Source organism: Mesorhizobium sp. B2-4-14 (assembly GCF_006442155.1).
Taxonomy (GTDB): domain Bacteria; phylum Pseudomonadota; class Alphaproteobacteria; order Rhizobiales; family Rhizobiaceae; genus Mesorhizobium.
On record NZ_VFVA01000014.1, the window covers coordinates 17,921 to 43,658 of the forward strand.

The window sequence follows — 25,738 nt, forward strand, 5'->3', positions numbered from 1 at the left end:
GAGGCATCGTTCAGTCGCTGCCGCGTTCGCGCGCAGGCGGCGGCTAGTTCCGTGGCAGCTTGTGAATTTCAATCCGCACGGGCCCGCCGCGATCACAGCTGGTGCAAAAGAGCGCTCTTTCGACCGTGCTCAACAAGGCTCCTTTACCGTACCGCCTAATGAGGCCTGCCGCCTTGACCTGAGCGTGATGACCGCAGTTCTTGCACCACGCCCTGAGCGTGTGCCATTCCCGCAGATCCCCAAGCGAAACGTCCAGGCCTGCGTGGACGCTGCCGTCGACGATCGTCCGGGGCTCGACGGGTATGTCGCCTGGCGTCAGGAGCTTCTCCATCACATGGCGGCTGTTGTAGTGGATCAGGAGCATGCCGGGCCGACGCCGTATCGCCGCCTGCCAGGCGGCCTGGCTGATCGAAGAATCGGGAGAGCGGCTGATCGTCTCCACGAGCTCCTTTTCCTCGCGGTCCCAGACTTCGATCCGGAAATTGTCCTCTGCCGTCTTCGCCATGGCTTCGCCGATCGTCGTCTTTCAACGGGGTCCACATGTCCCTTTTCCGCTCTCCGAGATCGTAACGAATAAGGAACATTTTCCCGTCTGGTCAAGTGCCTCTTGACTCCTTTGTTCTGTTTTTGTTCACTGGCGGAAGCACAGTCACAGGAGGCGAAAATGCCGCTTCGATTGGTCATTGAAAGTGCGTCGCATGAAGAACTCGCTCGCGGGGTAGCCGCAGCAGAGGCCGTTTTCCAAAGCTCTGGGATTTCCTACGAGGATGCCGCAAGCGGCATGCTCGCGGTCGAGCTATGGGACATGAAGGGATTTCCCGAAGACGCGGAGCCGACTGAGGAACAGGATGCGGCGGCCAGCGTCTGGTTCGAGGCCGAGCGCGCCGCCTGCGAGGCATGCTGCGCTGGATGGTCGGAGGACAAGGTCGTTCGAGCTCACAGGGTTTTAGGGATCGGTCCCGTCGAACCGAAGGTGAAAACTGTCAATCTCGCGACTTGGCCCGACAGACAGCGGCGCTACCGGGAGATCGTTCAACGCCTTGAAACGGCCACCGGTCCCGACCGACAACTCGACATCGACGTTTGCTATGTCATGGGGTGGATCAACGAACCGGGCACGCCGGAAGAAGCCGTTGAATTGGGTCTACCTTATCTCACGGGCAGTTTGCCCGATGCAGCCGAGATTACCGAGAAATCCCTTCCCGGCTGGAAGATCGAGATCGACCAAGAACCCTGCGATGCCCGCATCATCCAGCCTGAGCGCGACGAAGACGACGATATGAGCGTTGCCGCGTGGCGCTGTCCGGATGGCTATATGCACATGGAGAAACCGCCGGCCAACACGGCGATCGCGCTCACGCTGGCGGCCATGCGCTTGCAGGCTGATAGCTTTCTGCCCCAGGCATGGTGAGACGAAGCCGCAGTATTCCGCCGCCGTCGACCATCGTTCGCCTTCCCGGTAGGCTCGATCCAGCACATGTGCTAGTCGTCGACTATGGCTGAGGGGTGCGACTCGCCCGAGTGGGCGGAACCAGACGACGATTCCGAATTCCAGACTGGCCACGATCCGTCTTCCCCTTGGTGGTCGGTTTCGTTGATCTTTCCTCGTCCATCGAAGCTGTCCGACGAGGAGATGCAGCTTCATTTCCGGGATCGCGACGGCCGCTGGAGCAAGCAGACCAAGGCCGCTGTTCTCAAAAATGGGGCGATCGGGCTGGACCTCAACGACAACTGGGCCTTGGTTGAGCCAAGTTGGCGCTGTCAGTCCTGTGGGCGCGCCAAGGCGGAGATTTTCCGACTGTCGAAGCGAGGCATTCTGCTAGCCAAGCTTGAGCTTCACCACGACCACATGCGCGACGAGGTTTGGCCGCAGGCCGAAAAGCTCTATGGGGCGGATTGGAGAGAAACCGCCGTTCCCGGAGCTACTAACGTTCTCGATCCCATAGAGGACATAGTTTCCCGCTTCCGCGAAGCAATGGTTTGTTCGGAGTGCAACACGGCCGACGGAAAGGTGAAGGCCCGGCACCGCTCCGAGATCGACCCACGGTTCACCTTCACAGTTCCCGAGATAGCAAGGTTCATCAGGCCCCGGCGTAACGCGGATCATGACATCGACTACGACACTGCGCTTACTCTCTGGCGCGAGCAGGAAAGGGGGCATCGGGCGCGTGTAGAGTTGCTCGACTCTCTCTTGGTGAAACTCGGCGATGGTCTCCTTGCCAGCGAACGCGCAGGCCAGGGCGGCCTTCGCCCGATGTGGATGAGCATGGATTCCGACGATCTCCTCAGGAAGGGCTTCATCGACGAAGTCCGAGATGACGAGCGATGGAGCCAGCTTACCGGCTACAGGCAGGAGTTCCTGGCGCGATCGACATCTAGGGATTCCGCCACTCTGTCGTTCGGCCGCGTGACATCGCGCGTGGAAATGCCGTCGGACGAGGAATTCGCCGCATACGCGGACCCCGTTTCCACGAAACGCTGGAACGCGATGCCGACGGAATGGACTTGTCCCGTCTGCGGGCGAAGCAAACGGGAATTGCTTCGCCGGAGTGGCAAAAACAAGTGGACGGGAGGCATACGCGAGCATCAGGAATACGTGGATGAGCGCGACCCCGAAAGGATTGCCGCCCGACGACGCCTATTTCCTGGATTTGCCAACAAAGCCTGGATATGCGGCTACGACACCGTGCACCTGTGTTCTGACTGCTCTGAGATCTCCCGCTCGGTGCGACAGCGCAACCGCAGTCTGGAATCCGCGTATCTTAAGCTGACGGATCTGCGAGACTGCATAAACAGCGCGTTGCCGCACCGGGTTCATGACCTAGACTTCGAAGAGGCCGAGCGGCGCCTACTAAGCAACGGGGCATACGCCTCGGCCTGGGAAGCGTGGTGTCGCTACGATTCCTTGCTAAGCACGGTCAGGCTGAAAATGAACTCCTGGCCTCGTGCCGAAGGATTGGCCGACCTGGCTGAGGACCTTCGGGTGTACCATCATATCGAGCCGCTTGAAGAGCGAGAGGCCCTGAGCCGATGGCTGGCTGACGAGGCGTTCAAGGCCCGCACACGAAAGCAGATGGTATCCGGGGCGAGTGCAAACTTATGACCCGATGCAACCAGGTCGCCCTGCCCGACGACATCTCCATCGATCACAACTACACGCTCGTTACGCGCTTTCTACGGGAGCGCGGCCTGAAATGCCGGACCAGGGCGGTGATTGCGGCTTGGGAAGACGTCAAGCAGGAGCAATGGAGATTGCATTGCTTCGCTGATCGCTATGCCGCGGCGGCCTTCCTTGATCACTTCGGGGGCATCGTGTTCGATCCCAAGCGAGACAGGGAGAACGGGCGCGCCCGTGGCATCTGGCATCGCAAGGGCACCTACGAGCGCATTCTGGAAATCGGACATCTCAGTGTGATGGAGGCTCTACGCAAGTGATCTTAGGACCGTTCGGGCCGCACCGTCTCCACCGACAGCGACCCGGCCGGCAGTGGTCGCAACAGTTCGCTTTCCGATTTCGATAGATCAAGCCACGTCGACCAGTTTTCGGGCTGAAGGACCACAACTTGTCGATTGTGGTAAGGCGCGACATCCGGCCCCGGATCGATCGTCAGCATGGTGAACGTGGGCGGCTTGTTGCCGACGGCCTCGCGCCAGAGGGCTGCGATCGCCAGGAACGGCGCGCCGTTTAGCGTGAAGCGGTGCTTCGCCTTCGGATATTTCGTGCCGGTGAATTCGAAAAACGCCGATGCCGGCACCAGGCAGCGCTTGCTGTTGGCGAACTGACGCCCTTCTGAGCGGAAATTGAACACCGGGCTGCCCTTTGGGCCGGTCGGCGGAAACCCGAATGTCATTGATGCCAGTTCAATCGCATCCCCAGCGGCGCGCATGATCGGTGCCGGATCGTTGATGCGAATATCGTCGGCCTGAGGAAGGTCGAGTTCGGTTTGATGTGCCGGAATCTTCAATGCCAGCGAGGCCATCATCCGGCAATATTCGGCCCAGGCGACGTGCTGCTCATAGTCATTGCACATACTGTCCCCTCATTCATCGAAACTCCCAAGATCTCGGTCGACGCGAGTGACACGCTCAGCGTCACGAAACGGCGGTATTTCCCAGGGGGCAAGCGGTGCCGGCTTGGGCAGCTTGCAGGTGACGAACGGAAGATCGAGCGAGACCCTCGAGGGCGCCTCGCCTGATCCATACCGCATTCGCGCCTCGCTGTCCGACTGGTATACGATCTCTTGGCGGAGGATCGTTCGCTCTCTGCGACGGCGCGACGACCAATCCAATGCCGATGCCTGCAAAGCTTGCTCTGACATGTCCGGCGATACCAGCAGCACCTCATGGGCAGCTTCCCACTGGAGGTCGTTCATCAGCAGAACCTGTGAGGCATTGTCGACTTCCACAAGACCTCCTACATCGGTCTCCACGGAGTAGGCTTTGCTGTCGAAACCGAAGATAGCCAGTTGTGGACCCAGTGGCAGGAATAACTGTAACCCCACATTGGCGTAGCCGGTGACGCTGATGTGCTGGCCTTCGTAAAGCTTATTGTGGAGGACGACGGGCGTGTCGGACGCAATGAACGGTGTATGGCTTTCGTTCCGGATGAGGATGAACGAGAGATCGGCGAGCAGTCTGGAGCCGACCGTCGTGTACCTCAACAGCTCGGAAACCGCGTTGCTCGGCCTGATCCGAACTCTGTCGAGCGCGGCGATGATCTCGCCATTCCCCTCGAGTTTGGCCCTGTGGCGGAGCATCGCCTTGGCGACTTTTTCTGAACCCTCATTGTGCTGTTCTGCTGCCCCTACCGTCCGGGCGTGCTGCATGCCGAGATAGAAAACAAGCCATTCATGACCTTGGCTCCCCGGTGTCGGCAGCCTGGCGTGATTGATCGCTTCAGCGAAGATCCTAGAAGCATGACCCTCCATGTAGCCAAGCGCCTGCTCAGCGCGCCGATCCTTTCCATAAAAATAGTTGCGGCAGGCCTGACCGCGTATCGGTGCATTGGGGATGAACTTGGCACGGTCAATGACATAGATGCCGATGCGGTTGTCGCCGACGCGCGCAAACAGACGCATGTACATCTGCGGCACGTAATGGTGGCTCTTATGTTCAGGCATCCAGACGTGGGATCAACGTTTGCCAACAGCAGACGTAAGGAGACAGTGCGGATCGTGTCAACCTGCCGCCGACAAGGTGTGTCGCTGGAGGGGGCGAAACCTGTCGCATTTCGCCTTTGGACAGGCAGAGGCGAACCCTCTCGCTTTATGCCCTTGTGGACCGATCCCCGGGACTCGCCTAGTTGTATAGGATCGGGTCCTTGGCCATGGTGGACCCCTCAACCGTGGCTGCGCCCGAAAAGAGTTCACGCTGGAAGCCCCTTAGGTTGAAGCGTCTATGGCGTGGTTTTCAGGACATCCTCGGCTTCGCGCTCTATGCCTTCGCCATGGTTCTTGTCGTCGCGTGGTGAAGATGTTCGACGCAAGAATGCGAGGGATAAGGATCGCCTTGGATGAAGGAAACGATGGCTTGCCAATGAGGAACTGGCTGGAATAGAGCGAAGACGCATCAGGCCAGAAATAAGAGAGCCGTCGGTATCGGACGCGGTGGTCTCGTTCAATGTTTCATGAGCGATCCCTCGCATGCTCGGCGGTTGTCGACGAGCGAGAAGCGGTCGTCGATCGCGGATGTGAGGAATTGTTGCTAGCGTCGTTTTTGTCTGCGGCGATTAGGCGGGTAGTCCGATCGACACCGCGACCTTTGCCGCCGCCCTTGAAGGGCGGCGGTTTGCCAACCTCGCCGGGTTCCGTTACCTCAACACCTGTTCTCTTTTTTGGGGGTGGAACTGGGTGGAAAGGATACGGTGTCAACTCGCGCAGGGTTCCGCTGCAGCCGATCTGCTTATCGATGTCCAAGAGAAATTGGAGTTGGCAAAACTAGATGGCTGGATGGTAGCTCCCGAATCCTTGACTCCAGAGGAATCCGCGGCCGTCGGCTACAACCTCGATCTGCTGCTCAAGCGGATTCTCAACCCGCGCCGACGTCCGATCGAAGAAACATTGAGCCAGATCGCTTCCGATCCGGGCAAATTCCAGCATTTGCACAGAGCGATGAACATAGGAACGGGCCAAGACATTCCTGCCGCCCCGGAACGTGCATATTTCGCCTATCAGTACGCCGCACTCGAGCCCCGCCTCTGGCGCCATCCCGTAAACGGGCTGCTGTACTCGGCCACGCAGGTTGCGATCCATGAGGTGCTGAGGAGACATGGCCATTCGAACGAGGAGACGATAACAGAACGGTTTATCGAGGCGCTGTTGAGCATACTGGCCTACAAGGTTGCCCCGGCAATGCGACAGTCGAAGCTCGCGTTTCCGGAAGGGTGCCATTTGCGCCTGAACATGGCTTCCATGCAGGGGCACCGAGACTATCTGGGCAGCGACCTGGCCATTGTGACGGGCGCGATCGTCCATGGTGTCCCGCGCTTGAGAGTCGTGCTTATGCAAGCCAAAAAAGAGAGGCGAAGAGGTTCCTCAGATATATCGAGGACCAATTTCAAGCAGTTGGACGAGCTCCTCGCGACGGGTATGGGCTACTACCTCTTCTATCCGCACTATTCCGGAACCGGCTTCCTGCCGCTCGTGCGCTCCGCCGAAAGCATATTTGCGCAGTCGAGGCATAGCGACCGCTCAGTAAAGACATGCCATTACGAAGGCGAAGTGGGGCTGGATATTGCGCTGTTCGTCAGCGTTGCCATGTCGTCTGCCACGACCGGGTAGCGTCGGGCCGACCCACCGAACCTGCACACCTAGTCGGTCACTGCTGATTTGCCGTGGTCCGCGCGATGCGCCTTATGCGGATACACTGCTCTTCAGGTCGTTATAGACCACTTTGGATGCGAAGCGCTTTGTGCGCAGTTGATCTGTTGGCTGAGAGGTGGTGGATGTCGCGTATGCGTCTTTGTTTTGACAGGGCATCCACCGCGCCCTCTCAAATGCGTTGTCACATCGACGAGCTAAACGCAACATGCGCGCTCTGCTTTTTATCGCCTAGGAGCTTCCCTGTGCGTGTCGGGACCGCGTGTGGGCTATACACCGCAATCCGCTCCGTGATTGCGGTGTCGGTACTGCTCGCGCTGTGCGGAGCGGCGCTTGAGGCAATGCGCGGAATGCTATGTCGGGTCCAAGGGTCTGGGCGTGCTTACCGGAAGGTGACAGCGGCACGAGCGCCAGGTAACCGGAAAAGCGGTTAAGAGTCGGGTCTGATAGCTGCCCGGCAATCGGTGCCAGGGACACCAGTCGCCTTGTAGACTTCGTCGGCCGTGATCACCCGAGAACTTGGTGTCGATGTCACGAGCAGGGGAGAGCGCGGCCTCCGGCCAAATGGCCGACTGCGGAATAGTTGGTTGCCGTGCGATCCGGAGCGTCAACGAGATTTCGTTTCCCTACCTTTCCCAAGGCGGAACGGGATCCATGTTACTGTCCTCCTCAAGGACGAGCAGAGGGTGGGTCAGGGGGCGCCGCTGGCCCCCAGCGATGGGGACCCATTGGACCGTCTCGTCGAAAGCCCACGCCTGATCGGGCGGATTCTCGGGCATGAAGTAGTGGCAGTAGGCGTATCGCAAGGGTTTGTTTCCGGCATCGAAGCGTTGCGCACTCGCCAGGATTTTTTCGTAGCGGGCTCTCTCGATATCGTCCCCCTCGATAGCCTCGAAGCCGACGTGAACGATGCTGTCGATATCGCTTGGAAGCTGGTCGTGCGCTTCGACCAGCTTCCGAAACACGTCGCGGGCCTTGGAATTCACAGAGGCATCCGAGGAGTTCTTCCAACGGAACAGGATCGCTAGGTCGCAGTGAGAGATGTATCTAGGTGACATCTCCCATTTGTACCGTATGACCTGATTGTAGTTCGCATGTCGGACGTACTTCCCAGCCAGCAGTTCATGCAGGCGCGTGCCGGCCGCGAGAACCTCATTGTGCTGCAGGACATCCTGTAGCGGATCCATGTCCAGTTCGCCTATCACCCCTTCGGACAGCTCGTCGCTCCAGAGAAGCGAGGGCCGCCCGTCGGCGCGCCACTTCCTCACCTTTTCCACGAAGTAGCCGTCGGGAACCTCTGTTGCTGGGACTCGGACATCGACGTTGCAGAAGGCGCTCACGCTCTCTGCGGCAAGCAACCGGGAGCAGTCGCGCCACAGTTCGCGCATTCGAGATCGTTCGCGATCGCCGTACTCGCTCGTCTCCATCCGCTTGCATTCGACTGCGTATTTCTTGTCGCCGAGCACGATGTCGAGATCCCAAGATCGCGCAATACCTCGCTGCTCTGGGCGAAATTCGACGCTCGCGCCGTGCCTGCGATAGGCGGCAGCCACGAGTAGCTCGAAGACGCAGCCGTTGGGTTGCCTTCTGTCCGCTCCCACCATGCGATGCACGCGTTCGTCGACGTTCTTGATGTTCCGGATCAGCGGCAGGTTGCGCCCGATGGCCGCGAACACCGGAACCACGCGCGAACCGAACATGGGCTCGTAATTCCAGATATGGTCAAGAAAAGCTTCTGCGAGAAAGAGATACCAGCCGAAGGTATCGCCATCGTCGAAGTAGCGTCCCCGGACGTTGGGGTCTGTCATGCCGAGCGTGCGCTGGTGCAGAAGGAAGAATGCCGCTGTCCGCCTCTGCTCCCAATCCTCCGGCGTGAGGAAGCCCTTGAACCAGTCCACGGCCATCCGCAGGTTAGGAAATTCCGGCCACTCCGGGCCCCGCTTCATAGGCGGTCCGAACACGCCGTCTGGAAGAGGCGGATAGTTACCGGGCTTAGCGCCGAGAATGTTCTCTTTCGAGAGAGCGGGCATAGCTCGTTCGGTAAGTCGCCCATCCTTTGCGGTCAACCTCTGACCTGGCATTGAACACCTGTCAACAATGCGATTGGGTGCAACGTTATGCGAACTCGCAACCATCGCCTCCCGTAAATACCTAGTTCAACTCCACCTCTACCCATGATCGCGCTGACCTCACCGGACTTCCGGTTAAAGCACTGCGGCGGTTTGGGGGGCTTTTGCCAAACGATATCCCGGTTATCCGATCTTTGTTCCCAACATGGTCAGGGCCTTGGTCCCGCTCCCAGTGACGTCTTCTTACTCGAAAGCGACAGGCCCAAAAAAACCCGTCGGCCGGAGCCGACGGCCTTCTTCCTCGAACTGGACCTGTTCCGGATGGCCCGTCGGAATATCCAGAACTCTCGCACCTCCGTCGGTTCGCGCTGTAACCGGGCGGCAACAATGCGGGAATCGTAGTGCGTGACGACCCTTCTCAACGGTTTACACGATCACGATGTGCGTGCGCCTTTCGCGGACGGGATGCGAACCAGTCAGCCAAAGGCCGCTGAATTCCAAATTCATCGCGGGAGTGGGAACCAAATTTGCGCATCGAAGTTTAGGCTGGCGGTGGTTACGGGGGGACTCCGGATGCTCCTTGCCTTGGACGATGCGGTCTCGTCGGCTGTTTTGGCCGGAAGAGGCGTGGCCGCGGAAATCTTCGGAGTAATCGATCTAACCGGCAAAATCGAAACCCGGATCGGTGCCATCAGTTTAGGACAAGCCATCCAGTTCGTCGCTAACGCTTCGGTGCTTGGATACGATGTTCGCGGCGCAATCGTCCTGTACGGCGAACAAGGGACACCAAGCCTGAGAGCCTGGGACTGCGAGCGCCTTTGGGCGCAATACGGTGGCGTTCTCCTCCAAGCATAGCTCGGAGGTCGATTTCCTCGAACTCAGCTCCAACTGACTCGATGTCCTAGAGACTTGAGGTCAGCTGGAAAGATGACTTCCTCGGATGTCGGCCGAGGGAATGGCGGTCGGCATGGTAGTGTCGGAAGAATCAGATAAGGGCAGAACAGGATGGAGTCCGGTACCTTGAACACCGAAAATTCGATGTTACCAAAGCTTCCTGTACCTCTTTCCAGCGACAAGCATATTTCGGGCGAACTTGCCGCTAAGCTCCATCCAGATCAAGCTTGGTTGGCTCAACGCAGATTTCGTCGTTGCCGATACGATGCTCTTCCCAATTGGTATTCGATGCTGACCCTGGAAGACGAAACCGGAAGTTGGTACCTCGTTTTTGATGCAGGCGGCGACCCGATACCCGGCGTATATTCAACTCGCCAGAGGATGCAAGGAATGCGGCAGAGGAACACTGGGAAAGCCGCAGGCCTCCGCTTCCTCCGCGGTAGGTCTCGCGGAGCCATTGCATGCTTCGAAGGACCGACGTTCCCCTTCGGTCAATTTGATCAAACCGATCCTGACCCATTCGACGTTGGTCGAATGGTCCCATTTCATGAGAGAGCGGCGGCCATGCTTCGCCTCGTAGTTGAAAGCGCTGCTGGCCCTTTCAGCCAATCCCAAGTAGGTCGCTCTGATTTCGTAATCAGGCGACTCCGTTAGTCTTTGTCCATATCGTGCCATGAAGCGTGCTAGCACGGTGTAAGAGCCACGATCCTCAGCATGCAGCATCGCTCTCAGTGCGGTCCCATCATCGTTCTCCGTGGTCCTGCCCCACGACGCCTTGGTGACCATTGTCATATTCCGCTCGCTTGGGTTCAATTCCGTCGGCATCAGTCGCTCTCCATCCGCTCTCCAAGCAGGTTGGATGGATCCCCTGCTGGCCACAATAAGGCAGTCGCAGTCCGATCGAGACAACCGCCCCGCATTGGTGGAAGAGACTGAGGTGCCCCGCCTACCAATCAGAACGCGGCACTCTCGATTCTTCCGTCCAGGTGCTACTGTGCATGCGGGGGCGGCTACGGCGTTATGAGTTACGTGCCGCCCTCGCACTCCCGTGTCGGTGTCGCCTAAGCTCGACCCTTCGCCGATCCAATAGTCGTTAGGCTGCCATCTGGATAAGACGTGGCTCAGATGTGGGATTTTACGTCCAAAAATTGCCGGATGCGAAGCACTTTGCGCAACTGATTCGTTGGCGGAGAGGTGGTGGATGTCGCGTATGCGTCTTTGTTTTGACAGGGCGTCCACCGCGCCCTCTCAAAAGCGTTTGGCACGTCGACTAGATAAACGCAACAAGCGCGCTTTGCTTTTAATCACCTGCGCAGGACCAGTACGGTATGGCAGTTCAGACATATCAAGCTCAGAAAGCCCGGGTCCGGGGGGCTCCTGATGAGGAATCCGCGGCCGTCGGCTACAACCTCGACCTGCTGCTCAAGCGGATTCTCAACCCGAGCCAGCGCCCGATCGAAGAAACATTGAGGCAGATCGCTTCCGATCACTGAGACGTTCTTGTCATTCAGCGGCATCGACAGCTTTCCGGCGCTCTCGCTGCAGCCAATTCTCTGCATTCCGACGATCTTCTTCCGTGGCATCGATGTCCAGACGAAGCCTTACGACCAGGTCCTCTCTCGCTTGTTCGAGAGACTCGAAGTCGTCGTCGTCGCGGTCAAAGGTAGACCACCCCCAGCGGAACACCGCGATTCCTTTATGCTGCGCGGCGTATCTAGCGATCTCGCCGGTCTCGGGCCCGAGCGTGACGGTTTCCACGAGCTCGCCGTACTCTACGGGAAGCGAGTCGGGGAGCTTCGGCTGTTCGGCAAAGGCCATCTCTGACGTGCGGTCGCTCACCGTATGCCGCTTGATCTCGACCTTAAGTTCATGTTCCGCAGCCGATGCTGCGTTGCTGTCTTGAAGTTCCATTTTGCCATCCATTTCGATGCTGCGTTTCCGATTCGCGGCAGCGATTTCTCACCTTTAGCCGCGTCCAGGAAAGGCTGACGTCGATCAGCGACATGCGCAATCTCAGACTGCCGATTCGCGCCTCGGACTTACCGGCGTGGTTGCTGAAGAGTGACCCGAGCAAGCGCGGCCGCTAACCGGAAAAAAGGTTATTCATCAGCTCGATAGCGCCACGTTCGTCGGGTGCTGGGCTCTCTTTGCATGCATCCGGTGCGCCGCAGAGGATGTCATTCTGTTGGCCCCAGCTGCGTGCCTGGCGTGCATGCCTCACCCTCTCGATTTCCATACCCAATTCGACAAAGCCGAACGGATTCTGGTCGCCGAGAGGTCGCCGCCGAGGTCAACTTCGAGATGATGGTTGGCTCCCGACACCGAAGACTCAAACGCAATGGCGGAGCCTTGAGGTTTCACCTCTAACGAAGCCCCGACAGGTCTCTGTCGATGTCAGCTGCACGCCTCCCTTCGTCCGAAAACATCCGATTTGAAGAGCTGAATCATGTCGACCTGATTGCGGTCAGGCAACAGGTTCCGCCAAGCTTGTGAAGTGGTCGAAGAACGACAGGCGTGAGTGGCCCTCAATGTCCGCGAGCGTCGTCCCGCCGGCGCTAGTGACAGTCACTGAGACTCGCATCTCGCTAGTCTTAATGCGGACAGGCCCCTCGTCCCCAAACGTATCCGTCAGGAGCGCGTCCAGGTTGTTCGCCGCGTCTTCGTCCTCGCACGCGATGAGAAACTCCATCTCGTACGGGCCTTCTTCGTCGTCGGGTTCCCATCTCACCCAGATCGCGTGCACCCCTTCATGAACCGGCCCCTCGCCGAACTTCGCCCTCAGGTGCTTCTCGAGCGGTGCCAAGACCGGATCCTTCATCAGCGTAACGAGGCGGTCCGGAAGTGCCACCCTCGTGAAATGACGCCCCATCCAGGAAGCGATCCGCCTTCCTGCTTCGGCGCTGCCAATCGCGATATCCGGTTCGAACTGGAGCAGCACATGCCGGCGGACGAAGAACCTCGAATAAACGTCGATCGCCAGGCAATCAGCATCGCCACAGGCAATCGGAATCAGGAGGCTGCGATAGTTCTTTCCGACGGCCTCGGGACCACGTTGCTGTTTCGCAAAAGGTTTGTTACCCGGAACGGCGACCGCAATCTCAACGACAGGATCCTTGTCCCAAGTCTGGGACACAACGGTGCAGGATTGGGATACGACGACTAGGACGGCATCCTCGGCGTAGCCCGCGGGAAGGGGAATAAGATCGTTCGGCCGAAAGACCGAACCCTGCCGCCATCCCGCGGCCAAAAGGCGTTCTGCCTCCGCGACACCCAGTTCCTGCACTGAAAACCCCAAGAAGCCCAAATTCGCTTCAAGGAGAACAGATTCAGCCTATGTCGACAACCAAGGATTCGCTAATCGCCGGGTTATCACGCGAAACCTTGGCCGGACCGTCCTTGGAAGTCTCGAGCTTGGCGTATCGGCTGATCGTCACAGCCATGTCCGCCAGCTTTTCGCGGACGGAATCGAAGTCGACCTTCGATGCCGTCAGGAGATCACGCAGTGATAGCCCGTCTCCGCCCTTGGACTTCCAAACTCGGTGCAGCACCTTGTAGTTGCCGCCGAACGGCCCTTGGAGAAGTTCGTGGAGAGCCGCCACGCGGTCTTCATGTTCCTGGCGCGGGGTCGCCGTGCCATCCAGCCATGAATAGACAGTCTTCCGTTCGACCTGAGCCAACTCGGCGATCACCGCGACTGGCAGGCCGTTGTCCCGGAACTCCGATACCCGTTCCTGCACGGTCAGGGCGCGCACCTGCGATGGTTGTGCCCATGGCGAAGCGGCCAAAGTGGTCGGCGCTGGAATTCGGAGCGCGGACGGAAAGGCGAGATTGCCTGCGAACGCGATGCCGGCAGCCGTCGCGGTTGCGAGAGCAGCCCTGCTTCTGATTGCGTATGCCATCACTTCTCTCCGTTCCAAACCGCCTTAGCGTGGTCGCTTGCCGTAGCAAGAAATATGTCGCTGATAGCTTGCCGCAAGCCGACCATGCTCTCCAGCACATCGATTTCACCGATCCGCACTGGAGGCCGGAAGTCGGATCCGTGGTCAGTGTCGATCACGAAGAAGTCGCTCTCGACCTTCTTGTCTGCCCAGCCGTTGGCCATCGTCAGTGGCGTGACCAGTTCGGCCGGGAAGACCGAGGGCGGGTTCCTGAGCAGCTGGAAGCGCAGGTTGCCGCGACTGGTTTTGTAGCTGCAAGCATGAATGCCTTCCACAACCTGGAGGCCATCGACCCCGCAGATTTTTGACGGCAGCAATCCGGCCTGCACCAAGTAGTCTTCCGCGGCCTCGCCCTCCGCCGGGACGACGAGGTCGAGATATCGAAGACCCAAGCCCTCAACGACCTTTACCCCGACGCGCTCCGGCTTCATCGCAAGGCCGACGGTATGGACAAACTTGCCCAGAAAGTCCTTGTGGTCCGTGTACTGCACCGTGTGAAGCCCAACGAAGTTCGCACCAAGGATGACCGCCCACTGCTGATCCAGACTAGAGAACTGCCACATTGGCGCCTTCTCTTCCGTGACCTGCATTCCGTTCTGGCCGATCTCCAGTCGATAGTTCATGGCCTCGAACGACTTGGACAGCGGATACTCGGCCTCAAGGAGGGCCTGCATCTCGCTGGCAAAGCGCCCGAAGTCCGAGACGAGCGGGAAGCGCAGGACGGCCAGCACGTACTCGACGGGCGCGTGCCTGAAGCGAACCATCTTCCTCTCCCCGGGGTTGGTGTCACCACTACACACAAAAGTAAACACTCGCAAGGGACATCAGGCCAGCGAAAAATGAAGTCGGCGTTAACCGCCCAGCCGATGCTCATCGCACACTCTCGACAGTCGTCACGGAAGCTGGATTCGGCTCGAGGGCCAAAGACGGCATTCGTCGAATAGCTTTCTGCCTCGCGGCACGCGAGTTCGGCATGATCGCCGGTCACCAAAAAAGCCTAATGCGATGCCCCCTTCAGCGGCGATATCAAAGGCTGCCAGTTGGGTGCAACACGGACACCCATCCGGGATGGGCGAGGTCCCGCTTTCACCGATATCCGCACGATGAGCCGAAGGGGTGACGGCGCTTTCTCAGGCGTCCAATGCCATCTATAACCACCGTGCATGCGGGGGGCGGCTACAGCGTTATTGAGTTACGCGCCGCCCCCCGCACACGCAGGTCGGTGTCGCCTAGGGGAGATGGTGCCTGGATGGAATCCGTTGGTCTGCGTGGGTTTGAGGGGAGTCAGAGGCATGAGAGATGGGCGACAGAATCGCGTAGGGGAGACAAGGTTTCGACACAAAAGCGATGCGCACCATCATCCGCCTGCGCAAGAAGGACCAGGCCGAGCGCCAGGAGGAGGATGCCATCCTCGATCTGTACATGGCCGCGCTCGGCATGGTGTAAGGAGACCGTTTGGAAACTCTACTCCGGCGGCTACCTGATGGTGTTTTCCGCGCTTCCGTTGCTCACGGACCCAAGTGTCCGCTGCGCTACGGTTCTCGAAACCACCACCATATGACTCGCCGGAGCGAATTTCGAAACGGTCTCGGCCAGGATGTGCGGGACACCCGGCCATGAGTGAGTTCGACTTCGGTGGCCGACGGGCCTCGGAGTTCCGCTATCGCGGCTTCTGGACGCTGTTCGCCGAGCGTCACCCGGAAGAGAGAGCCCGGCTGGCGCGGCGCGGGCCCTGGTTCTGGCAGCGCGGGCTGCCCGACTTCGCCTTGGTCCTTTCCATGTATGTCGCGCCGGCGCAAAACCATGTCGGCGTGTTCTTCGGCCGCAACGAGAAATTCGGCGCCACGCAAAGCTGGTCGCGGCTGAAGCCGTTTCAGCCAGCGATCGAAGGCCGGCTGAGGCTCAGGCCGGAGCAGAGTTGCGAGGGCCTCGGCATCAACTCGATGTGGCGGGTCAACTGCTTTGCCGAGGACAACTGGCCTGCGATGGCCGACTGGCTGGTTACGGAATGCTCGCGCGTCGAGCGCGCCGTCGTCGAGGTGCTGGGAGACGACGGGCGGCCGCAAATCTGACGACTCCGGTCGTGCCTTGCTGCCCGGCTTCAGTTTGACCGCTCATCATGGCCAATTTCGTCCAGCTCCTGCTGCAGAGCCAGTCGATCGAGCGATCCTATCGGCAGGTTTACGAACAGTGCGATGCGGTTGCTCATCATGCGAAAGGCCTCGGCGAAAGCAAAATGCCGCTCGGCTTCGGTGCCTTCGGCCTTGGCCGGATCCGGTACCGCCCAAAGTGCCGTCATCGGATGGCCGGGCCACACCGGACAGCTTTCATTGGCCGTGCTGTCGCAGACGGTGAAGACGAAGTTCATTTCCGGTGCACCGGGTTTGGAAAACTCGTCCCAACTTTTCGACCTGGCGAAGGACGTGTCGTAGTTCAGGCTCTCCAGCAGCTGCAGCGCATGGGGGTTGACGGTTCCCTTCGGCCGCGAGCCGGCGGAATAGGCCTTGAAGCGGCCGGCACCGAGACGATTGAGAATGGCCTCGCCCATGATCGACCGGGCCGAGTTGGCGTTGCAGAGAAAGAGGACATTGTAGACATGGTCGCCCATTGCGAACTCCTCCGTGTTTGCGCTGCAAATGACAGAATATGATGAGTGTCACAGTTCTGTGATCGTACACGCTTTGACGGCAGATTTCTGCATTGTCAGCGCCGAATTTCGTGGCGTCCTGCCGTCGATACGCGGCCGAAACCTTCGGCGTTGCACTCAAGCGAGGCTCGATTGATGAACGACTTTGATCCATCGGGCGCGGTGCCCAGGGGAATCGGCGACAAAACCGGTTTCTTCCGTTCGCGCTGGCGCGGCACCGTGCCGCTCGACCGCTTGTTCTGGCGCGACATGGTCTTCGTAGCCACCACTATCAGCATCGTCTCATCGGTGGCGGCACTTGTCCTGCTCAGCCTGAAGCTGCCGCTTGTCCTGGTGCTGGCGGTGCATTTCGCGCCGGTGCCTTACAACATCTTCCTGACATGGGCCGTGTGGCGGACGGCCGAGAAAGTTGGCGGCGCCAAGGCTTCGCTCGTCATGCTGGGGTCGGCGCTCTGGCTGATCGCGACAGTCGTCGTCTGACGCGGGCTGCCTGCCTATGAAAAAGGGCGGCCGGAGCCGCCCTTCGCAGGAAATGTCGACCGGGCCCTGTTCAGGCCGCCGGCTCGAATTTCAAGGCCACGCCGTTGATGCAGTAGCGCAGGCCGGTCGGCGGCGGGCCATCCTCGAAGACATGGCCGAGATGGCTGCCGCAACGGGCGCAGTGGCATTCGGTGCGGACCATTCCGTAGCTGCGGTCGACCGTGGTCTCCACCGAGCCCGGGACCGGGTCGTTGAAGCTCGGCCAGCCCGTGCCGCTCTCGAACTTCAACTTGGATTCAAACAGCGGCTGGTCGCAACCGACGCAGGAAAAGGTGCCGGCGCGCTTCTCGTAGAGCAGGGCGCAGCTTCCCGGCCGCTCGGTGCCATGGCCGCGCATGACGGCATATTGCTCCGGCGTCAGCCGGGCGCGCCATTCGGCATCGGTGCGGGTGACGGGGTAGGTGTGGGTGTCCATTTGATCTCCTCAGCCTTGGCGGCTCGTTATTGGTTGCAGCCTCATATTCGCGTCAACATAGGCATTTGTTACACGCCTGCCCAGCACCGATGTGTCCCGAGGGCTCAGTGCTTCCTTGAAAGCTGCTTGGTTGCGGCCTCAAGCCCGGCGAGCGTCAGCGGGAACATGCGGCCGCCGAAGATATCGCGGATCATGGCGATGGAATGGGTATAGTCCCAGTTCTTTTCGCTCTCCGGATTGAGCCAAACCGCGTTCGGCCATTGCCGCAGAAGGCGGCCGAGCCAGACGGTGCCGGCCTCCGGATTCCAGTGCTCCACCGAACCGCCGGGGTGCGCGATCTCGTAGGGGCTCATCGAGGCATCGCCGACGACGATCACCTTATAGTCCGGCCCGTATTTGTGGATGAGATCGAAGGTCGGAACCGTCTCGGCATGGCGGCGTCGGTTGTCCTTCCACACGCCCTCATAGAGGCAATTGTGGAAGTAGAAATATTCAAGTTGGCGGAACTCGGCGCGGGCGGCCGAAAACAGCTCTTCGACGCTCTTGATATGGTCATCCATCGAGCCGCCGACATCGAAGAACATCAGAAGCTTCACCGCATTGCGGCGCTCGGGCCGCGTCCGCACGTCGAGATAGCCGTGCTCGGCCGTGGCATGGATGGTGCCGGGCAGGTCGAATTCTTCCTCAGCACCCTCGCGCACCCAGCGGCGCAGCCGCTTCAAGGCGATCTTGATGTTGCGGGTGCCGAGCTCGACCGCATCGTCGAAATTCCGGAACTCGCGCTTGTCCCACACCTTCACGGCACGCCTGTGGCGGCTTTCATGCTGGCCGATGCGCACGCCTTCGGGGTTGTAGCCATAGGCGCCGAACGGCGAGGTGCCGCCGGTGCCGATCCATTTCGAGCCGCCCTGATGACGCCCCTTCTGTTCCTCGAGCCGCTGCTTCAGCGTCTCCATCAGCTTGTCGAAACCGCCAAGTGCTGCGACCAGCTTTTTCTCTTCCTCGGTCAGGTGCTTTTCAGTTAGGCGGCGCAGCCATTCCTCGGGAATGTCGGCGACATCGACGGCATCCGGGCCGCCCAAGGCCTCGACGCCCTTGAAGATATGCGCAAACACCTGGTCGAAGCGGTCGATGTGGCGCTCATCCTTCACCAGCGCGGTGCGGGCGAGGTAGTAAAAACCCTCGACATCGTAGTCGACCAGCCCGGCTTCAAGCCCCTCTAGCAACGACAGATATTCCCGCAGCGAAACGGGAACACGTGCGGCTTTCAGCTCGAGGAAGAAGGGGATGAACATAACCTATCCAACAAAGAGGAAAGTAGGCAGGACGCGAAACCATCGTCTGGCGGGCAATATGGGGAAGTCGATAAGGTCCTGGCGACCGAGCAGCAGGAGTTCCCGCAGGAAGCCGCCTCTCTCCTCCCGGTGGTTGCGATAGGCAGCCGCCAGATCGTTCAGTTTAGCAGGCGTTTGCACCACCTCATCAGCTATGTTGTCACCGATTGCCCCCGCAACGGTGGAAACCGAGTTGGTCAGTTCGCTAAAATGTTCTGGGCTGCAAAGAATCCGTTCGGTGTGCCCGAGTTCGTGCAGTTCGTAGTTCAACTGCCGACAGAGACCATCCAGATGAGCATACTGATAGCGTGGATGAGCTGGGTTCAACAGGAATGCAACCTCCCTGCAATCAACGTCATGCGACAGATTGCCGAAGCTATACACCCAAGCCTCGGGATTGGCAGGTTCCCGTTGCCGCCACTCCTGCCAGAGAGGTCCAATCAGGCGCCGAAACGCTTGTTCGGGCAATTGCCAGTTGTCCGGTGCAGGCCAACTATGCCAACAGCCTTCAATTGCAGCGATAAGATGCCGGACGACGGACAGTCGAATCTCGAATGGATCAGATACTATCTGTTCAATAAAGGCATCAAGTTGCGCGAAGGACTGCTTTCTTAGCCCACGCTCCCGCAACTCGAGATATCCGATATAGCTGGCATAGAGCGGCTGGAACTCGCTTTCCTGCAAGACCGCGCTTATGTGTTTCAGAGCCTCAAACCGGTCAGCGTTCCAGATCAGCCTTGCGCGCTCTGCCGGCGATTTCATCAGAGTAGATCATACTCGATGAAGCCGGTGCGGCGCGCGACACGGTCGTAGAGCTTGCGCGCGGTGGCGTTGGTCTCGTGCGTCATCCAGTAGACGTTCTTGACACCAATCTTGCCGGCCTCCTGCTTCACGGCTTCGATCAGGGCCGCACCTATGCCCTTGCCGCGCACATCCGGGTCGGCGAACAGATCCTGCAGATAGCAGTTGTTTTTCTCCGACCAGCCGGAGCGGTGGTAGAGATAGTGGGTGAGGCCGACGGCTTTGCCGTCGAGCGTGGCGATAAAACCCTTCGGCTCGAATTCGCCTTCCGTAAACAGCCGTTTCCAGGTGAGGGCGTAAACTTCTTCCGGCAGCTTCGTCTCGTAGAAGGTCAGATAGTCGGTCCACAGGCGGCGCCAGTCGGCGTGGTCGGATTGCGCGAGCGGCCGGACGATGATTTCGGACATTTCTGGTTCCCTTCGATGCTTCGGCCCGAAGCTGCGTCCATGGCCGGTTGCCGGCAACGGTCCACAGCGTGGGAAAGCGCTGTTGCTGGCAGCCTAGCCCTGCCGTCTCGCCATGAAGGCAAGGCGCTCGAACAGATGCACGTCCTGCTCGTTCTTGAGCAGCGCGCCGTGCAGTTTCGGCAGGGCGCTCTTCGGGTCGGCGCGCAGATCCTCAGGCGCGATGTCGTCGGCGACCAGCAGCCTTATCCAGTCGAGCGCCTCGGATGTCGACGGCTTCTTCTTCAGCCCCGGCACCTCACGGATTTCGTAGAACTGGGTCAACGCCGCCCGCACCAGGTTCTGCTTGATGCCGGGATAGTGCACGTCGACGATTTTGTGCAGCGTGTCGACGTCGGGAAAGCGGATGTAGTGGAAGAAGCAGCGGCGCAGAAAGGCGTCCGGCAGTTCCTTCTCGTTGTTGGAGGTGATGATGACGATCGGCCTGACGGCGGCGCGGATGGTCTCGCCGGTCTCGTAGACGAAGAACTCCATCCGATCGAGTTCCTGCAACAGGTCGTTGGGGAACTCGATATCGGCCTTGTCGATCTCGTCGATCAGAAGCACGATCTTCTTGCCGGCGGCAAAAGCCTCCCAAAGCTTGCCGCGCTTGATATAGTTCTTGATGTCGTTGAACCTGCTATCGCCGAGCTGGCTGTCGCGCAGGCGTGAGACCGCGTCATATTCGTAGAGGCCTTGCTGCGCCCGCGTCGTCGATTTGACGTGCCATTCGATGAGCTCCAGACCAAGTGCCGCCGCCACCTGGCGGGCGAGTTCCGTCTTGCCGGTGCCGGGCTCGCCTTTGACCAGCAAGGGCCGCTCCAGCGCGATCGCCGCGTTGACTGCCAGCATCAGGTCCTTGTCGGCGACATAGGCCGCCGTGCCTTCGAAACGCATCTTTGCTCCTCGGTTCGTTCCGGGCGACCGTAAGGATGCGGCCCTGCCGGCGCAAGAGTGGGCAGGTGATGGCGAGCCGTGAGAACCGCAGGGAAAGAATGCCAACTCTCTGGTGCTCAGGGCACCATCGGCCTATATTGGACGAGACGGTCTGCGCTTCCCGGCAGGAGACACTTTTCCCCGGGGCCTTAACGATCCTTAGGGAGCTGTCCCTGGGAAGACCCGTGGGTTTTCTCACACGGCGCCCACCTACTTTGTAGGCACCCGGGATCGACCTCTCCACCGGTTGTGTGGATCGTCACCTGCCGAAAAAGGCTATATTGGGCGGATTTTGTCGTCACGCCGCTTTGTGCGGGCTCACGAATGAAAAAGTTCGCTCCGCTGTTTGTCGTTTACGCATGATCTTTTTCACCGAACCGCTGACACTTCGGTGGATCATGCGGTAGAAAACGTCGCTCCTAAAACTCCATCCAAATCTGACCTTTTCTACCGTGGTTACATGACATCCTTAAAAGACCTGAAAAAACAGCTGCGCAAGGAAGCACTTGGACGCCGCGATGCGCTTGATGAATTCTGGCGGGTGGAAGTCGCGCTGGAAATGGCTGAGACGGCGCGCGACCAGATTGCCTTCGAGCCCGGCCAGGTTGTTTCCGGCTTCTGGCCGATGCGCTCGGAGGTTGACGTGCGGCCGCTGATGTTCGCCATGCGCGAGAAAGGCGCGAGGCTTTGCCTGCCTGCCATTCTCGACAAGACCACCATCGTCTTTCGCGAACTGGTGCGCGGCGCGCCGATGGTCGAGATGGGCTTTGGCACGGTCGGCCCGCACGAAGAGGCCGAGGTGCTCGACCCCTCGGTGATGCTGGTGCCGCTCGCCGCTTTCGACAAGCGTGGCCATCGCATCGGCTACGGCGCCGGCTATTATGACCGTGCCATCGCCAGGCTGGTCGACAAGGGAAAGCCGCCGCGGCTGATCGGAATTGCCTTCGACTGCCAGGAGGTCGCGCTGGTGCCCGACGAAGACCATGATGTCATCATCCCGGAAATACTCACCGAGAGCGGGTTGCGCCGCTTCACGCCAGAATTGTAGATAGTTCTTTGGAACGCATGATCTTTGCCGAAAAGTCATGCAACTTTTCGGGATCAAGCGCAGATGAGACTTCTCTTTCTCGGCGACATGGTCGGCAAGACGGGCCGCACGGCGGTATGGGAACAACTGCCCGGCCTGATCTCCGACTTCAAGCTCGATTTCGTCATCGTCAATGGCGAGAACGCCGCTGGCGGTTTCGGCATCACCGAAGAGATCTTTCGCGAGACCATCGCGGCCGGCGCCGATGTCGTGACCACCGGCAACCATGTTTGGGACCAGCGCGACGCACTCGCCTTCGCGCCGCGTGAAGAGCGCTTCCTGCGGCCGTCCAATTTTCCCAAGGGCACGCCCGGACGCGGCTCCGGCGTTTACATCGCCAGAAGCGGCGCGCGCGTGCTGGTCGCCAACATCATGGGCCGGGTATTCATGCATCCCGAACTCGACGATCCGTTCCAGGCTGGCGAGCGCGAGCTTGCCGCCTGTCCGCTCGGCGAACAGGCGGATGCGGTGGTCATCGACTTCCACGCCGAGGCGACCTCGGAAAAGATGTGCTTCGCGCATTTTGTAGACGGCCGCGCCAGCCTCGTCGTCGGCACCCACACGCACCAGCCGACCGGCGATCACCAGATCCTGAACGGCGGCACCGGCTACATCTCCGATGCCGGCATGTGCGGCGACTACGATTCCTCGCTTGGCATGGACAAGGAGGAGCCGCTCAACCGGTTCCTGTCGAAAGTGCCGAAAGGGCGTTTCGAGGCAGCGACCGGACCGGCGACATTGTGTGGTGTCGGCGTCGATATTTCCGACCGCACGGGGCTGACCGAGCGGATCGCGCCGTTTCGTCGCGGGCCGCGGCTCGAAGAAACGGCTCCGTCCTTCTGGTCATGACATTGATATGCTGGAGTATAGTACCTAACTGGCGACGAAACTGCTCTAGATCGTAGGGGACGACCTCCATGCAGCTCGTTGAATTCCTGGCGCCGCATTTTCAATTCGTTTCTGATCCAACCGCCTGGGTCGCGTTATTGACGCTCGTGGTGCTTGAGATTGTACTCGGCATCGACAATCTGATTTTCATCTCGATCCTGACCAACAAGCTGCCCGAGGGGCAGAGGGCCCGTGCCCGCCGGCTCGGCATCTCGGCGGCGCTGATCATGCGGCTGGTGCTGCTCGCAACCATCTCGATCATCGTCCAACTGACGACGCCGGTGTTCACGGCGTTAGGCCATGGTTTCTCCTGGCGCGACCTGATCCTGATCGCCGGTGGCCTGTTCCTGGTGTGGAAGGCGACCAAGGAAATCCATCACACCGTCGATCCCGAGGATCACCAGGACGCGATGTTGGGCGAGACGCTCAAGATCTCGCTTGCCGGTGCGATCTTCCAGATCCTGCTGCTCGACCTCGTCTTCTCCATCGATTCCATCATCACCGCCGTTGGCATGACCGACGAGATCGTCATCATGTACGTCGCCGTGATCGCGGCAGTCACCGTGATGATGCTGGCCGCCGGGCCGCTGGCGGACTTCATCGCCAGGAACCCGACCATCGTCATGCTGGCGCTGGGATTCCTCTTGATGATCGGCATGACGCTGATCGCCGACGGCATGGGCTATCATGTGCCCAAGGGCTACATCTACGCGGCGATGGGTTTTTCGGCGCTGGTCGAAGGGCTCAACATGCTGGCGCGCAGCCGGAAGAAGTCGAAGTCCGGCGGCGGACACTGAGTTTTGAGTGGGTTGTACGCTTAGCATCATCGACCGGCTGAATCGCATCTCGAAGGCTGAACGCGACCGGAAAATCTCCGGATTGGGGGAATGTCGCGGGTTCGGTGACCCGCGCCATGGGCGCGGCTGGACGAATTGAGCCGATTTATCTATAAGCCGGCCATTCCGAGATAGAGTGCCCTGCGTCCTGACGGACACGCCAGAGGCGTTCTGAAATTTGTATCAGAGCATTTTGCAAAACCCCCGGTGGAGTTCACCTGGCTGCCGATGCTCTAGCCGAACACGACAGGGGTGCCATGGCTGGCCATTCACAGTTCAAGAACATCATGCACCGCAAGGGCCGCCAGGACGCGGTGCGGTCGAAAATGTTTTCCAAGCTGGCGCGCGAAATCACCGTCGCCGCCAAGACCGGTACGCCCGATCCGGCGATGAACCCGCGCCTGCGCCTTGCCGTCCAGAACGCCAAGGCTGTGTCGATGCCGAAGGACAACATCCAGCGCGCCATCAACAAGGCGTCCATGGGCGATGCCGAAAACTACGAAGCCGTGCGCTATGAAGGTTATGGTCCCGGCGGCGTGGCGCTGATCGTCGAGGCGCTGACCGACAACCGCAACCGTTCGGCCTCTAATGTCCGTGCGGCCTTCACCAAGGCTGGTGGGGCGCTTGGCGAAACCGGTTCGGTTTCATTCATGTGGAACCGGGTCGGGGAGATCTACTATCCGGCCTCCGCCGGCAGTGCCGACAAGGTCATGGAGGCGGCCATCGAGGCCGGTGCCGATGATGTCGAGTCGGACGAGGAAGGCCACACCATCTACTGTTCCTTCGAGAATCTCGGCGAAGTGTCCAAGGCACTGGAAGCTTCGCTCGGCGAAGCGGAATCGGTAAAGCCTATCTGGCAGCCGCAGAACAACGTTCCGGTCGACGAGGAACGCGCCCAGTCGCTGATGAAGCTGGTTGCCATGCTCGAGGACGACGACGACGTGCAAAACGTGTACGCCAACTTCGAAGTCGACGACGAGACCTTGGCCAAGCTCAGCGCGGCGTGAGCGACCAGTATGAGCGGAGCTCAACCTGGGATGAGCGAGAAGCCGCTGCCCGCCATCCGCATCACCTATTGCACGCAATGCCAGTGGTTGCTGCGCGCCGGCTGGATGGCGCAGGAGCTGCTCTCCACCTTCGGCACCGATCTCGGCGAAGTGACGCTGGTGCCCGGCACTGGCGGCATCTTCACCATCTCCTGCAACGAGGTGCTGGTCTGGGATCGCAAGCGCGACGGCGGCTTTCCCGATGCGGCGAAGCTGAAGCAACTGATGCGCGACGTCATCGACCCCGACCGCGATCTCGGCCATTCCGATCGCAAGGGCCACAAGTCAAAAGACCCCACTTAAGCTGCGTTGATATTCAGGCGATGCCGGCCTGCAAATTATGGTTTCCCGCGCTTCCGATGCTCGCGTACCCAAGTGACCTGAATCTCAACACACCTTTCTGCCCTCACTGCCATGCGAATATGAAGCAGCCCAGGGCGACGATGGCGGTGACGGCGCGGACGTGGTTCCACATCACCCAGTCCCTGAGATAGCCGGTCCAGACGGCGCTGCTGCTGGCCGGATCGACAGCGGCCAACGCATCGTTGAGCGGTACGTTGAAGACCATGGTCACGATCGAATTGCCGACAAGATAGATCGGCGCGCCGGCGAGCAGCCAGGACGAGCCCGGCTGGCTCCAGCCGACGACCGCGCCGGCGATGAGCACGAGGCAGACCAGTCCGGTGCCGAAGAGTGCCGTCATGAAGGTTGGCGTGATGACGGTGATGTTGATCGAATTCATGGCGGCAATGCCACCGGCCGCGGGCAGACGGGCAAGTGCCGGCATGACGAAATTGGAAAAGGCGAAGAACACGCCGCCGACGACACCGGCGCCGATCGCGGCGATGAAGGTGAGGATGGGGAGAGATTTCGCGATCATGTCAGTTGCTCCAGATTTGGGTGGCGGCGGTTTCGGTTGCGTAGGCGGCGAAGTCTTTCCGGCGCGGCCGAGCACGCGCTGGATGCCATCGGTGAGTTTTGCGGCCGCCGAGCATTTGCGCTTCAAAACATGAGCAATCCTCATATTTGCGAAACGTGATAAACCC

The 25,738-nt window shown here is 59.9% G+C and carries 29 protein-coding genes, 1 other RNA gene and 1 pseudogene; 16 read left to right on the plus strand and 15 right to left on the minus strand.

The window, feature by feature from the left end:
- Positions 1–43 precede the first annotated feature (43 nt).
- Complete coding sequence (locus FJ938_RS14480; RefSeq protein ID WP_181169098.1) at positions 44–505, minus strand: hypothetical protein; 462 nt, start codon at positions 503–505, stop codon at positions 44–46.
- 159 nt (positions 506–664) lie between these two features.
- Between FJ938_RS14480 and FJ938_RS14485 the strand changes: the two genes are divergently transcribed.
- The 3 genes from FJ938_RS14485 to FJ938_RS14495 all read left to right on the plus strand — a co-directional run bounded on the left by FJ938_RS14485 (position 665) and on the right by FJ938_RS14495 (position 3,435).
- Positions 665–1,411, plus strand: a complete 747-nt coding sequence (locus FJ938_RS14485; protein ID WP_140694782.1) for a hypothetical protein — start codon at positions 665–667, stop codon at positions 1,409–1,411.
- 222 nt (positions 1,412–1,633) lie between these two features.
- Positions 1,634–3,103 (plus strand): hypothetical protein, encoded by a 1,470-nt coding sequence (locus tag FJ938_RS14490; RefSeq protein ID WP_140694785.1) that lies wholly within the window; start codon positions 1,634–1,636, stop codon positions 3,101–3,103.
- Positions 3,100–3,435, plus strand: a complete 336-nt coding sequence (locus tag FJ938_RS14495) for a hypothetical protein (RefSeq protein ID WP_140694788.1) — start codon at positions 3,100–3,102, stop codon at positions 3,433–3,435. Before FJ938_RS14490 ends, FJ938_RS14495 begins: the two co-directional genes overlap by 4 nt.
- A 2-nt stretch (positions 3,436–3,437) precedes the next feature.
- On the opposite strand, the gene FJ938_RS14500 is transcribed toward FJ938_RS14495, so the two are convergent.
- Together FJ938_RS14500 and FJ938_RS14505 are read right to left on the minus strand one after the other, a co-directional pair.
- The gene (locus tag FJ938_RS14500) at positions 3,438–4,031 is read right to left on the minus strand and encodes an SOS response-associated peptidase (RefSeq protein ID WP_140694791.1); all 594 of its coding nucleotides are present in this window, start codon (positions 4,029–4,031) and stop codon (positions 3,438–3,440) included.
- Positions 4,032–4,040: 9 nt separating this feature from the next.
- Complete coding sequence (locus FJ938_RS14505; protein ID WP_140694794.1) at positions 4,041–5,120, minus strand: DUF4238 domain-containing protein; 1,080 nt, start codon at positions 5,118–5,120, stop codon at positions 4,041–4,043.
- Positions 5,121–5,320: 200 nt separating this feature from the next.
- On the opposite strand from FJ938_RS14505, the gene FJ938_RS29490 reads away from it, so the two are divergent.
- Together FJ938_RS29490 and FJ938_RS14510 are read left to right on the plus strand one after the other, a co-directional pair.
- Complete coding sequence (locus FJ938_RS29490; protein ID WP_181169099.1) at positions 5,321–5,470, plus strand: hypothetical protein; 150 nt, start codon at positions 5,321–5,323, stop codon at positions 5,468–5,470.
- Between the two features lie 457 nt (positions 5,471–5,927).
- A complete protein-coding gene (locus FJ938_RS14510; protein ID WP_140694797.1) occupies positions 5,928–6,779 on the plus strand; it encodes a hypothetical protein in 852 nt (283 codons plus the stop codon).
- Between the two features lie 665 nt (positions 6,780–7,444).
- Here FJ938_RS14510 and FJ938_RS14515 read toward each other — a convergent pair.
- A complete protein-coding gene (locus FJ938_RS14515; protein ID WP_181169100.1) occupies positions 7,445–8,716 on the minus strand; it encodes a hypothetical protein in 1,272 nt (423 codons plus the stop codon).
- A gap of 576 nt (positions 8,717–9,292) precedes the next feature.
- Here FJ938_RS14515 and FJ938_RS29940 point away from each other — a divergent pair.
- Both FJ938_RS29940 and FJ938_RS29495 read left to right on the plus strand, forming a co-directional pair.
- Positions 9,293–9,742 carry a hypothetical protein gene (locus tag FJ938_RS29940; protein ID WP_246673329.1) on the plus strand — a complete coding sequence of 150 codons (450 nt, stop codon included), beginning with the start codon at positions 9,293–9,295 and terminating at the stop codon, positions 9,740–9,742.
- Positions 9,743–11,109: 1,367 nt separating this feature from the next.
- Positions 11,110–11,274 (plus strand): hypothetical protein, encoded by a 165-nt coding sequence (locus FJ938_RS29495; protein WP_181169101.1) that lies wholly within the window; start codon positions 11,110–11,112, stop codon positions 11,272–11,274.
- Between the two features lie 10 nt (positions 11,275–11,284).
- Here FJ938_RS29495 and FJ938_RS14525 read toward each other — a convergent pair whose 3' ends face one another.
- From FJ938_RS14525 to FJ938_RS14540, 4 genes are all read right to left on the minus strand, one after another.
- Entirely contained in the window at positions 11,285–11,692 is a 408-nt protein-coding gene (locus tag FJ938_RS14525; RefSeq protein WP_140694802.1) for a hypothetical protein, read from the minus strand.
- A gap of 553 nt (positions 11,693–12,245) precedes the next feature.
- Entirely contained in the window at positions 12,246–13,064 is an 819-nt protein-coding gene (locus tag FJ938_RS14530) for a hypothetical protein (RefSeq protein ID WP_140694805.1), read from the minus strand.
- 43 nt (positions 13,065–13,107) lie between these two features.
- Positions 13,108–13,533 (minus strand): hypothetical protein, encoded by a 426-nt coding sequence (locus tag FJ938_RS14535; protein ID WP_140694808.1) that lies wholly within the window; start codon positions 13,531–13,533, stop codon positions 13,108–13,110.
- A gap of 146 nt (positions 13,534–13,679) precedes the next feature.
- Complete coding sequence (locus FJ938_RS14540; RefSeq protein WP_140694811.1) at positions 13,680–14,483, minus strand: TIGR04255 family protein; 804 nt, start codon at positions 14,481–14,483, stop codon at positions 13,680–13,682.
- 565 nt (positions 14,484–15,048) lie between these two features.
- On the opposite strand from FJ938_RS14540, the pseudogene FJ938_RS14545 reads away from it, so the two are divergent.
- Both FJ938_RS14545 and FJ938_RS14550 read left to right on the plus strand, forming a co-directional pair.
- Positions 15,049–15,165: pseudogene (locus tag FJ938_RS14545) on the plus strand (GapR family DNA-binding domain-containing protein); the annotation flags it as partial.
- A 170-nt stretch (positions 15,166–15,335) separates the two neighbouring features.
- Positions 15,336–15,791 (plus strand): hypothetical protein, encoded by a 456-nt coding sequence (locus FJ938_RS14550; RefSeq protein ID WP_140694813.1) that lies wholly within the window; start codon positions 15,336–15,338, stop codon positions 15,789–15,791.
- Positions 15,792–15,820: 29 nt separating this feature from the next.
- Here the strand turns inward: FJ938_RS14550 and FJ938_RS14555 are convergent, their stop codons facing one another.
- Positions 15,821–16,327: an arsenate reductase ArsC gene (locus FJ938_RS14555; RefSeq protein ID WP_140694816.1), complete on the minus strand. Its 507-nt coding sequence runs from the start codon at positions 16,325–16,327 to the stop codon at positions 15,821–15,823.
- Positions 16,328–16,501: 174 nt separating this feature from the next.
- On the opposite strand from FJ938_RS14555, the gene FJ938_RS14560 reads away from it, so the two are divergent.
- Entirely contained in the window at positions 16,502–16,846 is a 345-nt protein-coding gene (locus FJ938_RS14560) for a hypothetical protein (protein ID WP_140694818.1), read from the plus strand.
- A 70-nt stretch (positions 16,847–16,916) separates the two neighbouring features.
- On the opposite strand, the gene msrB is transcribed toward FJ938_RS14560, so the two are convergent.
- The 5 genes from msrB to FJ938_RS14585 form a co-directional block, all read right to left on the minus strand.
- Positions 16,917–17,321: a peptide-methionine (R)-S-oxide reductase MsrB gene (msrB, locus tag FJ938_RS14565; protein ID WP_140608365.1), complete on the minus strand. Its 405-nt coding sequence runs from the start codon at positions 17,319–17,321 to the stop codon at positions 16,917–16,919.
- A 104-nt stretch (positions 17,322–17,425) separates the two neighbouring features.
- Entirely contained in the window at positions 17,426–18,616 is a 1,191-nt protein-coding gene (locus tag FJ938_RS14570; protein WP_140694821.1) for a VWA domain-containing protein, read from the minus strand.
- Between the two features lie 3 nt (positions 18,617–18,619).
- Positions 18,620–19,417: a hypothetical protein gene (locus FJ938_RS14575; RefSeq protein ID WP_140694824.1), complete on the minus strand. Its 798-nt coding sequence runs from the start codon at positions 19,415–19,417 to the stop codon at positions 18,620–18,622.
- On the minus strand, positions 19,417–19,863 hold the full coding sequence (locus FJ938_RS14580) for a GNAT family N-acetyltransferase (RefSeq protein WP_140608360.1): 447 nt from the start codon (positions 19,861–19,863) through the stop codon (positions 19,417–19,419). Before FJ938_RS14580 ends, FJ938_RS14575 begins: the two co-directional genes overlap by 1 nt.
- Before the next feature lie 93 nt (positions 19,864–19,956).
- Positions 19,957–20,796 (minus strand): MoxR family ATPase, encoded by an 840-nt coding sequence (locus FJ938_RS14585; RefSeq protein ID WP_140694827.1) that lies wholly within the window; start codon positions 20,794–20,796, stop codon positions 19,957–19,959.
- A gap of 145 nt (positions 20,797–20,941) precedes the next feature.
- Here FJ938_RS14585 and ssrS point away from each other — a divergent pair.
- The 6 genes from ssrS (at position 20,942) to FJ938_RS14615 (ending at position 24,995) form a co-directional block, all read left to right on the plus strand.
- A non-coding RNA gene (gene ssrS / locus FJ938_RS14590) (6S RNA) lies at positions 20,942–21,097 on the plus strand.
- A gap of 198 nt (positions 21,098–21,295) precedes the next feature.
- Positions 21,296–21,883: a 5-formyltetrahydrofolate cyclo-ligase gene (locus FJ938_RS14595; protein ID WP_140608356.1), complete on the plus strand. Its 588-nt coding sequence runs from the start codon at positions 21,296–21,298 to the stop codon at positions 21,881–21,883.
- A 63-nt stretch (positions 21,884–21,946) separates the two neighbouring features.
- Positions 21,947–22,771 carry a YmdB family metallophosphoesterase gene (locus tag FJ938_RS14600; RefSeq protein ID WP_140694830.1) on the plus strand — a complete coding sequence of 275 codons (825 nt, stop codon included), beginning with the start codon at positions 21,947–21,949 and terminating at the stop codon, positions 22,769–22,771.
- 68 nt (positions 22,772–22,839) lie between these two features.
- Entirely contained in the window at positions 22,840–23,607 is a 768-nt protein-coding gene (locus FJ938_RS14605; RefSeq protein WP_140694832.1) for a TerC family protein, read from the plus strand.
- Between the two features lie 296 nt (positions 23,608–23,903).
- Positions 23,904–24,653 carry a YebC/PmpR family DNA-binding transcriptional regulator gene (locus tag FJ938_RS14610; protein ID WP_140694834.1) on the plus strand — a complete coding sequence of 250 codons (750 nt, stop codon included), beginning with the start codon at positions 23,904–23,906 and terminating at the stop codon, positions 24,651–24,653.
- Positions 24,654–24,683: 30 nt separating this feature from the next.
- Positions 24,684–24,995: a SelT/SelW/SelH family protein gene (locus FJ938_RS14615; protein ID WP_140694837.1), complete on the plus strand. Its 312-nt coding sequence runs from the start codon at positions 24,684–24,686 to the stop codon at positions 24,993–24,995.
- 103 nt (positions 24,996–25,098) lie between these two features.
- Here FJ938_RS14615 and FJ938_RS14620 read toward each other — a convergent pair whose 3' ends face one another.
- Entirely contained in the window at positions 25,099–25,572 is a 474-nt protein-coding gene (locus FJ938_RS14620; protein ID WP_181169102.1) for an anthrone oxygenase family protein, read from the minus strand.
- Between the last annotated feature and the right edge of the window lie 166 nt (positions 25,573–25,738).

Bases quoted from the DNA above. Each gene is read 5' to 3' on its own strand.
- FJ938_RS14480 (WP_181169098.1), bottom strand. From the start codon at position 505: ATGGCGAAGACGGCAGAGGACAATTTCCGGATCGAAGTCTGGGACCGC.
- FJ938_RS14485 (WP_140694782.1), top strand. From the start codon at position 665: ATGCCGCTTCGATTGGTCATTGAAAGTGCGTCGCATGAAGAACTCGCT.
- FJ938_RS14490 (WP_140694785.1), top strand. From the start codon at position 1,634: ATGCAGCTTCATTTCCGGGATCGCGACGGCCGCTGGAGCAAGCAGACC.
- FJ938_RS14495 (WP_140694788.1), top strand. From the start codon at position 3,100: ATGACCCGATGCAACCAGGTCGCCCTGCCCGACGACATCTCCATCGAT.
- FJ938_RS14500 (WP_140694791.1), bottom strand. From the start codon at position 4,031: ATGTGCAATGACTATGAGCAGCACGTCGCCTGGGCCGAATATTGCCGG.
- FJ938_RS14505 (WP_140694794.1), bottom strand. From the start codon at position 5,120: ATGCCTGAACATAAGAGCCACCATTACGTGCCGCAGATGTACATGCGT.
- FJ938_RS29495 (WP_181169101.1), top strand. From the start codon at position 11,110: ATGGCAGTTCAGACATATCAAGCTCAGAAAGCCCGGGTCCGGGGGGCT.
- FJ938_RS14525 (WP_140694802.1), bottom strand. From the start codon at position 11,692: ATGGAACTTCAAGACAGCAACGCAGCATCGGCTGCGGAACATGAACTT.
- FJ938_RS14540 (WP_140694811.1), bottom strand. From the start codon at position 14,483: ATGGTTCGCTTCAGGCACGCGCCCGTCGAGTACGTGCTGGCCGTCCTG.
- FJ938_RS14550 (WP_140694813.1), top strand. From the start codon at position 15,336: ATGAGTGAGTTCGACTTCGGTGGCCGACGGGCCTCGGAGTTCCGCTAT.
- FJ938_RS14555 (WP_140694816.1), bottom strand. From the start codon at position 16,327: ATGGGCGACCATGTCTACAATGTCCTCTTTCTCTGCAACGCCAACTCG.
- FJ938_RS14560 (WP_140694818.1), top strand. From the start codon at position 16,502: ATGAACGACTTTGATCCATCGGGCGCGGTGCCCAGGGGAATCGGCGAC.
- msrB (WP_140608365.1), bottom strand. From the start codon at position 17,321: ATGGACACCCACACCTACCCCGTCACCCGCACCGATGCCGAATGGCGC.
- FJ938_RS14570 (WP_140694821.1), bottom strand. From the start codon at position 18,616: ATGTTCATCCCCTTCTTCCTCGAGCTGAAAGCCGCACGTGTTCCCGTT.
- FJ938_RS14575 (WP_140694824.1), bottom strand. From the start codon at position 19,417: ATGAAATCGCCGGCAGAGCGCGCAAGGCTGATCTGGAACGCTGACCGG.
- FJ938_RS14580 (WP_140608360.1), bottom strand. From the start codon at position 19,863: ATGTCCGAAATCATCGTCCGGCCGCTCGCGCAATCCGACCACGCCGAC.
- FJ938_RS14585 (WP_140694827.1), bottom strand. From the start codon at position 20,796: ATGCGTTTCGAAGGCACGGCGGCCTATGTCGCCGACAAGGACCTGATG.
- FJ938_RS14595 (WP_140608356.1), top strand. From the start codon at position 21,296: ATGACATCCTTAAAAGACCTGAAAAAACAGCTGCGCAAGGAAGCACTT.
- FJ938_RS14600 (WP_140694830.1), top strand. From the start codon at position 21,947: ATGAGACTTCTCTTTCTCGGCGACATGGTCGGCAAGACGGGCCGCACG.
- FJ938_RS14605 (WP_140694832.1), top strand. From the start codon at position 22,840: ATGCAGCTCGTTGAATTCCTGGCGCCGCATTTTCAATTCGTTTCTGAT.
- FJ938_RS14610 (WP_140694834.1), top strand. From the start codon at position 23,904: ATGGCTGGCCATTCACAGTTCAAGAACATCATGCACCGCAAGGGCCGC.
- FJ938_RS14615 (WP_140694837.1), top strand. From the start codon at position 24,684: ATGAGCGAGAAGCCGCTGCCCGCCATCCGCATCACCTATTGCACGCAA.
- FJ938_RS14620 (WP_181169102.1), bottom strand. From the start codon at position 25,572: ATGATCGCGAAATCTCTCCCCATCCTCACCTTCATCGCCGCGATCGGC.